The sequence below is a fragment of the uncultured Maribacter sp. genome, assembly GCF_963977385.1.
In the GTDB taxonomy this organism is placed as follows: domain Bacteria; phylum Bacteroidota; class Bacteroidia; order Flavobacteriales; family Flavobacteriaceae; genus Maribacter.
In genome coordinates this window covers 100,718-115,729 of the sequence record NZ_CAXBOU010000016.1, presented here as the reverse complement: position 1 = coordinate 115,729, position 15,012 = coordinate 100,718, and the positions used below count along the sequence as shown (strand labels likewise).

The 15,012-nt window shown below is 34.8% G+C and carries 13 protein-coding genes; 10 read left to right on the top strand and 3 right to left on the bottom strand.

Annotated elements, in window-relative coordinates; all coding sequences use genetic code 11:
• Window positions 1-55: 55 nt before the first annotated feature.
• Window positions 56-1,723 (bottom strand): gliding motility lipoprotein GldJ, encoded by a 1,668-nt coding sequence (gene gldJ, locus AAC084_RS16150; protein WP_339841247.1) that lies wholly within the window; start codon window positions 1,721-1,723, stop codon window positions 56-58.
• A 443-nt stretch (window positions 1,724-2,166) separates the two neighbouring features.
• On the opposite strand from gldJ, the gene porV reads away from it, so the two are divergent.
• The 9 genes from porV (at window position 2,167) to AAC084_RS16105 (ending at window position 11,724) form a co-directional block, all read left to right on the top strand.
• Entirely contained in the window at window positions 2,167-3,315 is a 1,149-nt protein-coding gene (gene porV / locus AAC084_RS16145) for a type IX secretion system outer membrane channel protein PorV (protein WP_339841263.1), read from the top strand.
• A 109-nt stretch (window positions 3,316-3,424) separates the two neighbouring features.
• The gene (gene cdd, locus AAC084_RS16140) at window positions 3,425-3,913 is read left to right on the top strand and encodes a cytidine deaminase (RefSeq protein WP_339841246.1); all 489 of its coding nucleotides are present in this window, start codon (window positions 3,425-3,427) and stop codon (window positions 3,911-3,913) included.
• A gap of 185 nt (window positions 3,914-4,098) precedes the next feature.
• Window positions 4,099-5,097 carry a pyruvate dehydrogenase (acetyl-transferring) E1 component subunit alpha gene (pdhA, locus tag AAC084_RS16135; protein WP_339841245.1) on the top strand — a complete coding sequence of 333 codons (999 nt, stop codon included), beginning with the start codon at window positions 4,099-4,101 and terminating at the stop codon, window positions 5,095-5,097.
• A 4-nt stretch (window positions 5,098-5,101) separates the two neighbouring features.
• Window positions 5,102-6,748: a 2-oxo acid dehydrogenase subunit E2 gene (locus AAC084_RS16130; protein WP_339841244.1), complete on the top strand. Its 1,647-nt coding sequence runs from the start codon at window positions 5,102-5,104 to the stop codon at window positions 6,746-6,748.
• Window positions 6,749-6,836: 88 nt separating this feature from the next.
• Window positions 6,837-7,889: a M28 family peptidase gene (locus AAC084_RS16125; protein WP_339841243.1), complete on the top strand. Its 1,053-nt coding sequence runs from the start codon at window positions 6,837-6,839 to the stop codon at window positions 7,887-7,889.
• Window positions 7,889-8,566 (top strand): SDR family NAD(P)-dependent oxidoreductase, encoded by a 678-nt coding sequence (locus tag AAC084_RS16120; protein WP_339841242.1) that lies wholly within the window; start codon window positions 7,889-7,891, stop codon window positions 8,564-8,566. The genes AAC084_RS16125 and AAC084_RS16120 overlap by 1 nt, the downstream gene beginning before the upstream one ends.
• Before the next feature lie 2 nt (window positions 8,567-8,568).
• The gene (locus AAC084_RS16115) at window positions 8,569-9,171 is read left to right on the top strand and encodes a SprT-like domain-containing protein (RefSeq protein ID WP_339841241.1); all 603 of its coding nucleotides are present in this window, start codon (window positions 8,569-8,571) and stop codon (window positions 9,169-9,171) included.
• 1 nt (window position 9,172) lies between these two features.
• Window positions 9,173-10,252 (top strand): mannose-1-phosphate guanylyltransferase, encoded by a 1,080-nt coding sequence (locus AAC084_RS16110; RefSeq protein ID WP_339841240.1) that lies wholly within the window; start codon window positions 9,173-9,175, stop codon window positions 10,250-10,252.
• A gap of 2 nt (window positions 10,253-10,254) precedes the next feature.
• Window positions 10,255-11,724 (top strand): DUF389 domain-containing protein, encoded by a 1,470-nt coding sequence (locus AAC084_RS16105; protein ID WP_339841239.1) that lies wholly within the window; start codon window positions 10,255-10,257, stop codon window positions 11,722-11,724.
• Here the strand turns inward: AAC084_RS16105 and AAC084_RS16100 are convergent.
• Together AAC084_RS16100 and AAC084_RS16095 are read right to left on the bottom strand one after the other, a co-directional pair.
• Entirely contained in the window at window positions 11,721-12,488 is a 768-nt protein-coding gene (locus AAC084_RS16100) for an ATP-binding cassette domain-containing protein (RefSeq protein ID WP_339841238.1), read from the bottom strand. The two genes, AAC084_RS16105 and AAC084_RS16100, sit on opposite strands and share 4 nt — an antisense overlap.
• Window positions 12,488-13,225 carry an ABC transporter permease gene (locus AAC084_RS16095; RefSeq protein WP_079513368.1) on the bottom strand — a complete coding sequence of 246 codons (738 nt, stop codon included), beginning with the start codon at window positions 13,223-13,225 and terminating at the stop codon, window positions 12,488-12,490. Before AAC084_RS16095 ends, AAC084_RS16100 begins: the two co-directional genes overlap by 1 nt.
• 112 nt (window positions 13,226-13,337) lie before the next feature.
• Here AAC084_RS16095 and pafA point away from each other — a divergent pair, with 112 nt between their 5' ends.
• Window positions 13,338-15,011, top strand: a complete 1,674-nt coding sequence (gene pafA / locus AAC084_RS16090) for an alkaline phosphatase PafA (RefSeq protein ID WP_339841237.1) — start codon at window positions 13,338-13,340, stop codon at window positions 15,009-15,011.
• The last annotated feature ends 1 nt before the right edge of the window (window position 15,012 follow it).

The window sequence follows — 15,012 nt, the reverse complement described above, 5'->3', positions numbered from 1 at the left end:
AAGATAAAAAAAAGCCCTTTAAGAAAGGGCTTTTTTAAAATCGTATGTAGAAAAATTATTTAGCTTTTTTTCCTCTAACAGTTTTGTTTTTGGTTTTAGATTTTGAACCAACTCTAGACATTGCACATCTAAAACCGATATAATCTGTTGCCATATACTCTGGTAAGTATCTTCTTTGAGCTGGATCTAACCAGTATGCCCTGTCTCTCCAAGAACCACCTTTGTAAACTCTTACTTCATCATTAATAAGCGTTGTTCTGTTGTTTGAATCATCATATCCTTTGATAAGGTTTCCTAAAGAATCTCTATCAACTGAATGCTTCGGAGAATTATACATTTTCTTGTTTGGGTCCTGTTCTTCATCGTCACTAAATCTATCATAGAATCTAGAAGAGCCTGCGTCACCATCTCTGTAGCCTCTATTATCGCTAGAAGAAAAATTTGTTCTTAAATAGGTTTCTTCTTCATCAACAGGTATCATTTTTATTTCTCCTGGTAGGTTTACGGCTACAACTTTTCCGTTAGGTAAGGTATCGTAAACAATTGAATCTCTAAGAATATTAACTTTTCCGTCTTCACCGATGGCGCTTTTCATATAAATGTTACCTCTGTAATAGTTGAAATCACTTACTTCATCATCAACTATAGGGCGATAAACATCAGCCGTCCATTCTGCAACGTTACCAGCCATGTCGTAAAGACCTAAGTCATTTGGTTTGTATGACATAACTTCTGCAGTAATATCAGCACCATCATCAGACCATCCTGCAATTCCGCCATAATCACCTTTAGCTTGTTTGAAGTTAGCTAATTGGTCACCTCTACCTACACGTTGTCCATTTCTAGTATAATCACCTTCCCATGGGTATTTTTTTCTACCACGATAATTATTGTATTCCCTTTGTCCAACTTGTGCTTGGGCAGCATATTCCCATTCTGTTTCTGTAGGAAGTCTGTACTCTGGCATAATGATACCGCTACTTCTTTTTGCGAAAGTAGATGTACTATCTTTTTTCATTTTCCCTTGAAGAGAATCAATTTGTCCGTTATAAACAGATTCAGGTCTATTTAGGTAAGCTTCAGTACTAAAAGTTCCTTGCACTTCTCCTGTAGCTGCTTGATATTTTGCATCTTCAGATAAATATCCTTCTCTTTCTAACATAACCTCATTAACACGGTCGGTTCTCCATTTGGCGAATTGAGTAGCTTGAATCCAGTTTACACCTACTACAGGGTATTCCGCATATGCTGGGTGCCTTAGATAATTGTTAGTCATAGTTTCGTTGAAACCTAATCTGTTTCTCCAAACCAATGTGTCTGGTAATGCACCTACATAAATATTGGTGTATTTAGGATTCTCTGGAGGATAGACACTTTTAAGGTAATCTAGATATTCTAAATACATTACGTTGGTTACCTCGGTCTCATCCATGTAAAAGGACATAACATGTTGAGAGGTCGGTGTGTTGTTCCAATCATGCATGACATCATCTTGTACCTTTCCTTTGGTGAAAGTACCACCTTCAACAAATACCAATCCTGGAGCAGTTTCTTGCTCTTTGAAGTCGGTATTATATTGAAATCCACCTTCCTTGGCATTTATTTTCCAACCTGTAGCTCTAGACGTGTTTTTTGAGGATGAAGATTTAGAGCAGCTATTTACTGTAAAACCTCCTACAATAACAGTGCATGAGAGTACAACTTTTATTAAATGTTTTTTCATAATTAGGACTTGAGTTCAATTTTCATATTCTATAGTTGTTTGGCGACTATAACAATATGATACTATGTTTTCTTTTAATTTGTTTGTCACTTTCGCTCAATAGAACGGTGTTTTTGTGAGATTATTTTACAATTCAAAATAAATTTAATCATCACGAATCGAACCTGTAATAAATATTGGGTCCGCTTAAATAGGATAACGTGTAAAACAGCTAAATAGTATGGTTTTGAAGATTTCTTTTTATGGTAGAATTCGACTAGGTGATTTTCAGTGTTGATTATACTTTAATGGATGCTCATTTAATGTAGAATGAACTTTTTCTGATAAAAAACTTAATATTCATGCAAGATAACGGGAAAAAGGACGTTTACATGTAAAATATTAAAGTTGAAATAATGAAAACACTATATTTCGGCTTTAAAAATATAAAGAACTGTTCTATAATGAGAAAAATTTCAATAATTTTCTTTGTACTTGTAATTGGGAATGTCTTCGCGCAGGATGACCAACGTGTAATTACTACAGCTGTACCATTCCTTACGATTGCGGCCGATGCCAGATCAGCGGGTATGGGTGATATGGGTGTGGCAACATCTACAGATGCATTTTCCCAACAGTGGAATCCTGCTAAATTTGCTTTTGCAGAACGTAAAATGGGTATTGGTGTTAGTTATACTCCTTATTTAGAAAGCATAATAACAGACATTTCTTTGTTGAATGCTAGTTATTTTAATAAAATAGATGATCAGAGTGCTTTCGCGGTAAGTCTTAGGTACTTTACTTTGGGTGAAATAGAATTAAGACAATTTGCGAATGATCCAGGTACTATTGCAAAACCAAATGAGTTAGCTTTAGATGGTTCGTATTCATTGAAATTAAGTCCTACGTTTTCAATGGCAGTAGCAGGTCGATACATAAGGTCAAATTTGAAATTGCCTCAAAATGGTTCAGAAGATTCTCAGGCTGCAGGTTCTTTTGCAGTTGATGTTGCAGGGTATTACAGATCTGATGAGATAGCATACAATAATTTTGATGGTCGATGGAGGGGAGGTTTTAATTTTTCCAATATTGGGGGTAAAATTCAATATGATGCTGGTGGACAAGAGAACTTCTTGCCTAGTAATTTGAGTTTTGGAGGTGGTTTTGATTTTATTTTAGATCAAGATAATGTGGTAGGTTTAACAACGGAATTCAATAAGCTTCTTGTGCCGACTCCACAAGATTATGATAATGACGGTGATGTTGATTCGGCCGATAATGATATTTATCAAAATGAAAGCGGATTCAGTGGTATATTCAATTCTTTTACCGATGCGCCTGATGGTTTTAGTGAAGAGTTAAAAGAGTTTACATGGGCTTTGGGTGCAGAATACACATATCAAGATGCGTTCATGCTTAGAACAGGTTATTTTAATGAAAGTGAGGAAAAAGGTTCTAGAAAATTTTTCACTTTAGGTGCTGGTTTTAAATTTAAGGCAGCTCAAATAGATTTATCTTATTTATTTTCAACATCTCAAGTTAGAAATCCATTAGAGAATACTTTAAGATTTTCACTTACTTTTAATTTAGGGGAAGAATATTACAATGATTAATATCTAAATAATATAATAAAGAAACCTGCTATCATGCAGGTTTTTTTATGCTTTCATTTTTAAATCATACTCAATTATTAATTCGTAGATTAACATTTAAAAGATACATATGGCTATTCAAAAGGATATAAGCTTTTCTATTACAATATATAATACCCTAAAAGAATTACAGAAAGCAGATGAAGCGCTAATGAATTTGGCAGTAAGTGCAAGAAAAAGAGCATATGCCCCGTATTCCGATTTTTATGTAGGTGCGTCTGTATTATTAGAGAATGGTGAGATAATTGAAGGTAATAATCAGGAAAATGCATCATATCCATCTGGCCTTTGTGCAGAGCGAGTTGCTGTCTTTTATGCTGGTGCGAAATATCCTGGTGTGAAAATAAAGGCAATCGCTATTTCTGCAGCATCCTTAAATCACGAAGTGAATGAGCCGGCTGCGCCTTGTGGTAATTGTAGGCAGTCGATTTCAGAATATGAATTTAGACAAGGCGAGCCAATAAGAATACTATTAATGGGAGAGACAGGTAGTATAATAGAATGTAATTCATTAGCAGATTTACTCCCTTTAGGCTTTAATAGTACTTTTTTAAATTGAAATTTTTATAGAAAGGTTGTGAATAAACACGTTAAATATCTTATTTGTTAAGCATATAATTTCTTAACTGATTTACTTCTATTATTTTTATCGATTCATTTATATGTGTATTTTTGCTCTTCTTCGATACCTAGGTGAGTTTAACCTTTGGAATCTATAAAGAATTAAACCTTTAGTTAAAATTGATGAAAAAAATCACCAAGGAAACGTATTTAAAATGGTATGCCGACATGCTATTTTGGAGAAAATTTGAGGACAAATTGGCTGCTGTATATATTCAGCAGAAGGTAAGAGGATTTCTTCATTTGTATAATGGCCAAGAAGCAGTTCTTGCAGGAGCCTTACATGCAATGGATCTTTCTAAAGACCGTATGATAACTGCTTATAGAAATCACGTTCAGCCAATAGGTATGGGAGTTGATCCTAAAAGAGTAATGGCTGAGCTTTTTGGGAAAGTAACAGGTACTTCCAAGGGTATGGGAGGGTCTATGCATATTTTTTCTAAAGAACATCGTTTTCATGGTGGTCATGGTATTGTAGGTGGTCAAATACCTTTAGGTGCTGGTATGGCATTCGGTGATAAGTACCACGGTAGAGAAGCTGTGACTTTATGTTATATGGGTGACGGTGCTGTTAGACAAGGGTCTTTACATGAAACTTTTAACTTAGCCATGTTATGGCAATTACCTGTAGTTTTTATATGTGAAAATAATGGTTATGCAATGGGTACTTCTGTGGCACGAACTTCTTTTTCTACTGAAATTTGGAAATTAGGTTTGGGATACGAAATGCCATGTGGACCGGTTGATGGTATGAATCCAGTTACGGTTGCTCAAGAAATGAGCAAAGCGATTGATAGAGCTAGAAGTGGTGGTGGACCAACTTTTCTTGAAATGAAGACATACAGATATAGAGGCCACTCAATGTCTGATGCACAGCATTATAGAACAAAAGATGAAGTTGAAGAGTACAAGAAGATAGATCCAATAACTCAAGTGTTGGATATTATAAAAGAAAATAAATACGCAACTGATGCCGAAATCAAGGATATTGACAAAAATGTCAAAGAAATGGTTAAGGAATGTGAGAAGTTTGCAGAAGAATCAGATTATCCACCAGTAAACCAATTATATGATATGGTTTACGAACAAGAGGATTTTCCATTTGTTCAACATAAATTGTAATTAGATGGCTATAGTAGTAAATATGCCCCGTTTAAGTGATACCATGGAAGAAGGTACCGTGGCTAAATGGTTGAAAAAGGTTGGTGATAAAATTGAAGAAGGAGATATCTTAGCTGAAATCGAAACAGATAAAGCGACGATGGAGTTCGAATCATTCAATGAAGGTACCTTATTATATATAGGTATTGAAGAAGGTGAGGCAGCTCCTGTTGATACCTTATTGGCGATTATTGGTGAAGAGGGTGAAGATGTTTCCGGTTTAATTAGTGGAGGTACAGCAGCGGTTTCAGAAGATAAATCATCAGAAAGTGAAGATGCTACAGAAGAAACTTCAGAGGAAATGTCTGACGATGCTGAAGGTAGTGCTGAAATTCCTGAAGGAGTAGAAGTAATTAAAATGCCTAGATTAAGTGATACCATGGAAGAAGGTACCGTGGCTAGCTGGTTAAAAAATGTAGGTGACGATGTTGAAGAAGGTGATATATTAGCTGAGATTGAGACAGATAAGGCGACTATGGAATTTGAGTCTTTTTATTCTGGTAAGTTGTTGTATGTCGGTCTTCAAGAAGGTGAATCTTCTCCTGTAGATCAAGTTTTGGCAATTATTGGTCCAGAAGGTACAGATGTTAATGCTGTTTTAAGTAGTGTAACTGGAGGCGGTAAAAAGAAATCAACTACTACGTCTAAAGAAGTTGAAAAGAAATCAGAAAGTTCAACTGAGAATAAAGAGGCTTCTAAATCAGTATCTGATGGAGAAAGAATATTTGCATCTCCTTTAGCTAAAAAAATAGCGGAGGATAAAGGTATCGATTTATTAAAAGTTACCGGTACAGGAGATAATGGTAGAATTACTAAAAAAGATATTGAAAATTATACTCCGAGTACAGACGCTAAACCAGCGAGTTCAGAAGTAAAAGCTGAAAGTGCTATAGTTTCTCAACCTGTATCTATGGCATTACCTTCTGGTGAAGTAGGCACAGAAGAAGTTAAGAATTCAAACATGCGCAAGGCAATTGCCAAAGCTTTAGGTAATTCTAAATTTAATGCACCTCATTTTTATCTAACCATTGAGGTGGATATGGACAATGCGAAAGCATCTCGAGTTCAAATAAATAGTTTACCAGATACCAAAGTTTCTTTTAACGATATGGTATTAAAAGCGTGTGCGATGGCTCTTAGAAAACATCCACAAGTAAATACTTCGTGGAACGGAGATACAACAAAATATCATAAGCACATTCATATGGGTGTTGCGGTAGCAGTAGATGAAGGTTTAGTTGTGCCAGTTGTAAAACATGCAGATTTATTGGGTTTAACACAAATAGGAAGCGCAGTTAAAGACTTGGCAGGTAAAGCTCGTAATAAGAAAATTGCACCTTCAGAAATGGAAGGTAGTACGTTTACCGTATCAAACTTGGGTATGTTCGGTATACTAGAATTTACAAGTATTATAAATCAGCCTAATTCTGCAATCTTATCAGTAGGTGCTATAGTCGAAAAACCAGTTGTTAAGAATGGTGAAATCGTGGTAGGTAATACAATGAAATTAACATTGGCCTGTGATCATAGAACTGTTGATGGTGCTGTAGGAGCTCAATTTCTCCAGACATTACGTTATTTCGTAGAAAATCCAGTTACTATGTTAGCATAAGAAATTGATTTTATAAATAGAATTGTTAAAGCATCCTTTCAACGGGATGCTTTTTTTATCTTTAGATTTTAAACCCAACAACAACAATATGAAGCATATAATCATTGCCATTTTTAGTATTTTATTATTAGGTTGTGGTGGAGCAAAAGTAGAGCAAGCTACAGTTTTGAATCCTACCAATAATTCCAAAGTGGTTCAAAATGACGTTTTGCAACCTAAACCTAATAATGGGGAAGGTATTAAATCTTCTGGTTTAACATCAAAGCTTAAGGCATATAGCACTCCTAAAAATATTGAGGATATTATGTTATTTCTAACTTCAGATGAATTGCAAGGTAGAGATACGGGTAGCGAAGGTATCTCCAAGGCTGCAGACTTTATACAAAATGTATTTGAGAAGAATAATATTCAACCTTATTTTTCTTCTTATCGTGATACCTTATCAAACTATTCTGATGGAACGGCTTATAATGTTGTAGGTTATTTGCCAGGTACAGATGCTAAACTTAAAAATGAGGTTATAATTATAGGTGCACATTATGATCATATTGGCTTAATGAGTGGCCAAGTGGTCGATAGTATTGCAAATGGAGCAAATGATAATGCTTCTGGAACAACTACAGTTTTGGAGTTTGCTAGATATTTTGGTAACATTAAAAAGAACAAACGAAGCATTATTTTTGCTCTTTTCTCTGCGGAAGAAAAGGGACTACTTGGCTCAAAACATTTGGCCGAAAGATTAAAAGCAGAGAATATAGATTTGTATACTATGCTCAATTTTGAGATGGTTGGCGTTCCAATGGTTGACAAGGATCACAGTTTATATTTAACAGGATATGAATTATCGAATTTGGCAGATGTCAGTAATAGATATGCAAACAAAAAATTTGTAGGTTTTCTGCCTAAAGCAAAGGAATTTAATCTTTTTAGGCGTTCAGATAATGCTCCTTTTCACGATGCATTTAATGTTCCATCACAAACATATAGTTCTTTCGATTTTACTAATTTTGGGGAATACCATAAAGTAGGAGATGAAGCTTCCTTAATGGATTATATATATATGGCAACAATTGTTAATGAAACCATACCAATGCTTACAGGTATTATAAATTCTCCTATTAAGGAAGTAAAGTATAATTAATGGAATACATTATTGTTACAGGCACCAGTAGAGGAATCGGTTTTGAACTAAGTAAATTATTAGCAGATGCTGGTTATAAGGTTTTAGCGTTGTCTAGAAATGAACAACCGATAAAAAAGCTTAATCATAAAAATATTGTTTCATTTTCCTTCGATGTGTCTTCAATTTCTGACCGTGAAAAATTAGCTGATTTTTTAAAAGATAATAGAACTGTTAGAGCATTAATAAATAATGCAGGTAGATTGTTAAACAAGCCATTTTTGGAAACTACAGAAGAAGAATTCAAGTCGGTCTATGAAGTGAATGTTTTTGGGGTTGCTGCAATGACTAAATTGGTTGTTCCGTTTATGGCTAAGGATGGACATGTGCTTACGATAAGCTCTATGGGAGGTATACAAGGTAGTGCAAAGTTTCCAGGTTTATCAGCATACAGTTCAAGTAAAGGTGCGGTATTAACTTTAACCGAATTACTGGCGGAAGAATTTAAAGAGACAGGTCCTTCTTTTAATGCACTAGCATTAGGAGCCGTACAGACTGAAATGCTAGAAGAAGCATTTCCGGGATATAAGGCACCGGTTTCGGCAATTGAGATGGCTGAGTATGTTATGAATTTTGCATTGAACGGTCAAAAACTATATAACGGTAAAATATTACAAGTAAGTAGTAGTACTCCTTAAGAATGCAACAAACATTAACGAAATATCTTCCAGAGTTGGCTGTTAGCCCTTGTTTTAAGCTAATCAAAGATAGCCAGGTTCATCTGAAAATCGTGAATGAACGTGTTACTAGGCATGGGGATTATAGAAGAAGAAAAGATGGTAATCATCAAATTACTGTTAACGCATCTTTGAATAAATATAGGTTTTTAATCACGCTAATTCATGAAATAGCGCACTTGGTTGCATTTGAGAAGTACGGACGCAATATTAAGCCACACGGAATAGAGTGGAAAAGAACGTTTCAATATTTAATGCTTCCTTTTATTCGGCCTGAGGTATTTCCTTCTCAACTACTTCCTTTATTGGCCAGACATTTTAAGAACCCTAAAGCCAGTAGTAGTACAGATGCTCACTTATCCATTGCTTTAAAACAATTCGATGAACAACAATCAGAAAAAACTTACGTTTACGAATTACCGATAGGTAGCATTTTTCGCATGTATAATGGTAAACTTTTTAAAAAAGGAAATAAACGAACAAAGCGCTATGAATGTGTAGAAATATCGACAGGCAGGATGTTTCTTTTTCAACCAAACGCCGAAGTAGAATTAATAAAAAGCTGACATGAACAAAAATTATTATGCCGTTTTAATGGCTGGTGGAGTAGGATCTAGATTTTGGCCAATAAGTACAAGTGAAAATCCAAAGCAATTTCATGATATGTTGGGTACAGGTACCACACTCATACAGAAAACATTTCAAAGATTGAACAAGTTTATACCTGCCGAGAATATTTTAATTCTTACAAATGAACGCTATAATGATTTGGTCTTAGAGCAATTACCTATGGTGAAACAGGAGCAAGTAGTTCTTGAGCCTGCAATGAGAAATACGGCACCTTGTATATTATATGCTGCAATGAAAATTCAGAAAATGAATGAAGATGCGGTAATGATAGTAGCGCCTAGTGATCACTGGATTGAAGATGAAGAAGCTTTCGCAAAAGATGTTACTGCTTGTTTTAAAAAATGTGAGACTGAAGATGTATTATGCACCTTAGGTATAAAACCTTCCTTTCCAAATACAGGGTTTGGATATATAGAATACAATAATGAGGATACTGCACAAATTAAAAAGGTAAATCAGTTTAGAGAAAAACCAGACTATGAAACTGCAAAAGATTTTCTAGCGCAAGGTAATTTTCTGTGGAATGCAGGCATATTCATGTGGAGCGCAAAAACCATTGTAAATGCCTTTGAAAAGTATCAACCTAAACAATATAAATTATTTAGAGATGGTTTGGTTTGCTTTAATACAGAAGATGAAAGGAAATTTATTTCAGAGAATTATCCTAAGGCAGAAAACATTTCTATTGATTATGCTATTTTAGAAAATTCAAATGCTATTTACGTGTTAGAAGCAACTTTTGATTGGAACGATTTGGGTACTTGGGGCTCTTTATATGATAAGCTTGACAAAGAAGAAAATAATAATGCTATAGTAAATGCAAAAGTCTTAACTCAAGATGCAAGTGGTAATATGATTAGGTCTAAGGCTGGTAAAGTTATTGTAATCGATGGCTTAAATGATTATATTATTGTTGATAAAGATGAGGTGCTACTAATTTATCCTAAGGCAAAAGAGCAAGATATAAAACAAGTTCTCAATAAGGTAAAAGATACCTTCGGTGATGAATTCGCATAGATATGGAAAATAATTTAGATCAAGACAATATCACTCCAACTAGCAATGAGGGTAACGGTGGTGATGAGGTTAGAAAAGATTTTCAAGGTCTTTTAGGTAGTGTTAAAAAATTTCTTTCCGAGCTGTTAGATATTCGTACCAATACGGACCAACAAGCAACAAAGGAAGCTATTATTGCCGACATACCTTTTAAGGGGCATACATCTTGGATTCTTATTTGCTCCATTTTTATTGCTTCAATTGGTCTAAATGCTAATTCTACTGCAGTTGTAATTGGTGCGATGTTAATTTCGCCACTTATGGGACCTATTTTAGGAATAGGTATGTCTGTGGCGATTAATGATATAGATACCTTAAAAAGGTCTCTAAAGAATTTTACGGTAATGGTGGTGTTGAGTGTCATTACAGCGTACTTATTTTACCGATTTTTTCCGTTAAGAGATGAATCTTCTGAACTATTGGCGAGGACAGCACCCGATATTAGAGATGTGCTTATCGCATTTTTTGGTGGTTTGGCATTGGTTATTGCACGGGCAAAAAAAGGAACTATAGCAAGTGTTATTTTTGGTGTAGCTATCGCAACAGCATTAATGCCACCTTTGTGTACTGTAGGTTTTGGTTTAGCGATAGGAAATTGGTCTTACGCAACTGGGGCAATGTACCTTTTTATAATCAATACTATTTTTATAGCGTTAGCGACATTTCTTGTAATAAAGTTGTTGCGTTTTCCAATGGTGCGTTATGTCAATTCTCAAAGGAGAAGATTGATAAGTAGATTAGCATCATTATTAGCTATTTTAGTTATGATACCAGCAGGGTTTACTTTTTATAATGTTTTTCAAAAATCATTATTTACTAGAGATGCCGATAATTTTATAACAGAGAAAATTGAGCCTTATCAATTTTCAGGTGAAGGCAAGTTTTTAAAAGATTTTAGCGAGGTAGTTTATAACAACGGTCAAAATTCTAAAATAGAATTGGTTTTTATGGGTAACGAAGCTATACCAGAAAACGTAATAGCGACTTGGCGTACTCAAATGGCCGAATACAAACAATTAAAAGGAAGCGTGCTTAATGTTGTTCAAGGTTCAAGAAACGGTGATGCGAATGAGTTAAAGTATGTGAATGAATTATATGAATCACAAAAGAGCATTTTATCTAGTAAGGATGAGAAAATCAAATTTTTAGAAACTGAATTGACTCGATATAATCAGATTTCATCTAATCAAATCCCTTTTAAAGAAATTAGTCTCGAAGCGAAAACGAATTATGAAAATTTAGAACGTTTAGGATATGCTTATTTAATCTCTACTGATTTTACAAAGACTGATAGTATACCTTTATTTGAGGTTACTTGGAAAAAAGAAGCAAATAGAGTAGAGACTGTAAAGGATATGAATAAATTACAGGAGTGGTTACGATTGAGGCTAAACAATAAGAATATTCAAATAAAAGAAATTCCTAAAGATTAATTTTGTTCTTGAAGGTACATCTGGCGTACTTTTTTAAAGAGATCAGATGAATACACGAAATTAGTAACCGCCTCATTATCGGTTTTAAAAATTTCGTTTTTAGTTCCTTCCCATTCCAGGAGTCCGTCTTTAAGGAAAATAATTTTTTCTCCTATTTGCATTACCGAATTCATGTCATGCGTATTGATGACTGTTGTAATATTGTACTCCTCTGTAATTTCTTTAATGAGGTCATCTATAAGAATAGCAGTTTTGGGATCAAGGCCAGAATTTGGTTCATCGCAAAAAAGATATTTCGGATTCATCACAATGGCACGAGCTATGGCCACGCGTTTTTGCATACCTCCTGAAATTTCAGAAGGAAATTTATGATTTGCATCTACTAAATTAACTCTCTTAAGAACCGCATCTACGCGATCTTTCATTTCAGATCTCGATTGATTTGTAAACATCTCTAGAGGGAAGGTTACATTACCTTCTACCGTCATACTATCGAAAAGAGCGCTGCCTTGAAAAACCATTCCCATTTCCTGACGTAAGTCTCTTTTCTCATTATCCGTATGTTCAGAATATAGTTTACCGTTATAGGCAATTCCACCTTCATCAGGTACAAAAAGACCTAAAAGACATTTAAGGAAAACTGTTTTACCAGAACCACTTTGTCCAATTATTAGATTGGTTTTTCCTTTTTCGAAGGTGGTGGAAATTCCTTTAAGGATATGGGCGTCACCAAAAGATTTATGTATGTCTCGAACGTCTATCATTATCCTAATAAAAGTTGGGTTAAAATATAATTCAATATGATGATGACAACACTAGTCCAAACGAATGATGTCGTACTTGCTTTGCCAACTTCTAAAGCACCACCTTTCATGTAGAAACCATGAAAAGAAGGTATTGTAGCTATGACAAAAGCAAATATCAATGTTTTTACAAAAGCATAGGCAATATGAAACGGAACAAAATCTGTTTGAAGTCCGGTAATAAAATCAGCACTTGTTAAGAATCCGCCAAAAACACCGGCCATCCATCCGCCAAAAATCCCCACATACATTGAGATTGCTATAGCAAAGGGATAAAAAAGCATAGCTATAATTTTTGGGAAGACCAAGTAGTTTAATGAATTGACCCCCATAACCTCTAATGCATCTATTTGTTCCGTCACTCGCATTGTACCAATACTCGATGTAATGTAAGAACCTACTTTTCCAGCCATAATAATAGAGACAAATGTAGGTGCAAACTCTAGTATAACGGATTGCCTAGTAGCAAAACCAATTAGGTTTCGTGGTATTAATGGGTTCGTTAAATTAAGAGCGGTTTGTATGGCAACAACAGCACCAATAAAAAAGGAGATAAAAATGATAATGCCCAAAGAGCTAAAAATCAATTCGTCTATTTCTTTATAAATAAGCGATTTCATTATTCTCCATTTAGTAGGTTTTTTAAATACCTCACGGATCATAATTGCATAGCTTCCTACAGATGCTAAATAATTCATTGATTAAAAATAGAATTCTTATCGTAAAAATAACAATAAAGCACTTGATTTAACCTCGGTTTAATTTTTAAAGGTGTAAATTATTTTATTTTTACGGTTCAAATGTATAAGTATGAAAATGAGATTGAATTTTATTGTTGCTATGTGTTTTGGGGCAATTTTGTTTACGGCAGATTTATCGGCGCAAAACAGGAACAAGGATGACGAAAGTGATGAACAGTTAAGGTCAAAGCCAAAATTGGTGGTTGGTATTATTGTAGATCAAATGCGTTATGATTATTTGACACGCTTTTATGATCATTTTGGTAAAGATGGTTTCAAAAGATTGGTAGAGGAAGGTTTCAATTGTAAGAATAACCATTTTAATTATGCGCCTACCAGTACAGGGCCTGGTCATACTTCGGTTTACACGGGTGCTAGCCCTTCTGTACATGGTATTATAGGCAATGACTGGTATGATAAGGAATTAGATGCTGATGTGTATTGTGCATCTGATGATTCTTATACATCTGTCGGTACAACTTCAAATGCAGGTAAAATGTCTCCTCATAGAATGACGGTTACAACTATCACAGATGAATTAAGATTGAATAATCAAATGCGGGGGAAAACAATTGCCATTGCTTTGAAAGATAGAGGAGCCGTGTTACCTGGTGGTCATACCGCTAATGCTGCGTATTGGTTTCATGGCGCAGATGAAGGAAAGTGGATTACTAGTTCATATTACATGAATCAGCTTCCAAAATGGGTGCTAGATTTTAATTCTTCGGGTAAAGCACAATCCTATAAGAAAGCATGGAATACATTAAAGGATATTAAAGAATATAAGGAGAGCGGAACGGATAACAACGCATACGAAGGCTTATTTGAAGGTGAAACATCGCCTACTTTTCCTCATAGTACAACTGCACTTTTAAATAAAACTCAAGATTTCGATATTATAAAAGCAACGCCTTTTGGAAATTCGCTAACTACTGATTTTGCAATAGAGGCCTTACAACAAGAAGCATTGGGTAAAGATGAAATAACCGATTTTTTAGCGGTAAGTTTTTCAAGTACAGATTATGTAGGACATATGTATGGGGTAAGTTCTAAAGAAGTTCAAGACACATACTTGAGGTTAGATGAAGATTTAGCTCGATTATTTAAAGCACTTGATAAGAATGTTGGTGAAGGTGAATACACATTGTTCTTAACGGCAGATCATGCAGCTATCGAAGTTCCATCATATTTAAAAGATCAAAAAATTCCTGCTGGGTATATTGATAATGCATCCAATTCAAAAAGGCTTGCAGAGTTTTTGAAATACACATATGGGACAGAGGATATTGTAAAAAACTATTCTAACTATCAATTGTTTTTAGATCATAAAATTGTAAAAAACCTTGATCTTAACCTGGCTGATGTTCAAAGGGAAATTGCTCAAGAATTTTTAGGGTATGATGCTATTGATAGGGTTTATACAGCAAGTCAGATGTGGAATAATGAATATACTAAAGGTATCCCTTACATTTTACAAAATGGATATAATCAGAAGAGATCTGGTGATGTTTTAGTGGTTTTAAAACCAGGGTTTATTTCATATAATAATACCGGTTCAACCCATGGTTCGCCACAGATATATGACACTCACGCGCCATTATTGTTTTATGGGATGGGAATAAAGCCGGGGTCTACGGTTAATCGTACTGAAATACCGGATATTGCCCCAACCATTTCCGCTCTTTTAGGAATTTCTTTCCCAAGCGGTACAAGCGGTAAACCTATAACAGAGGTATTAGAGTAAT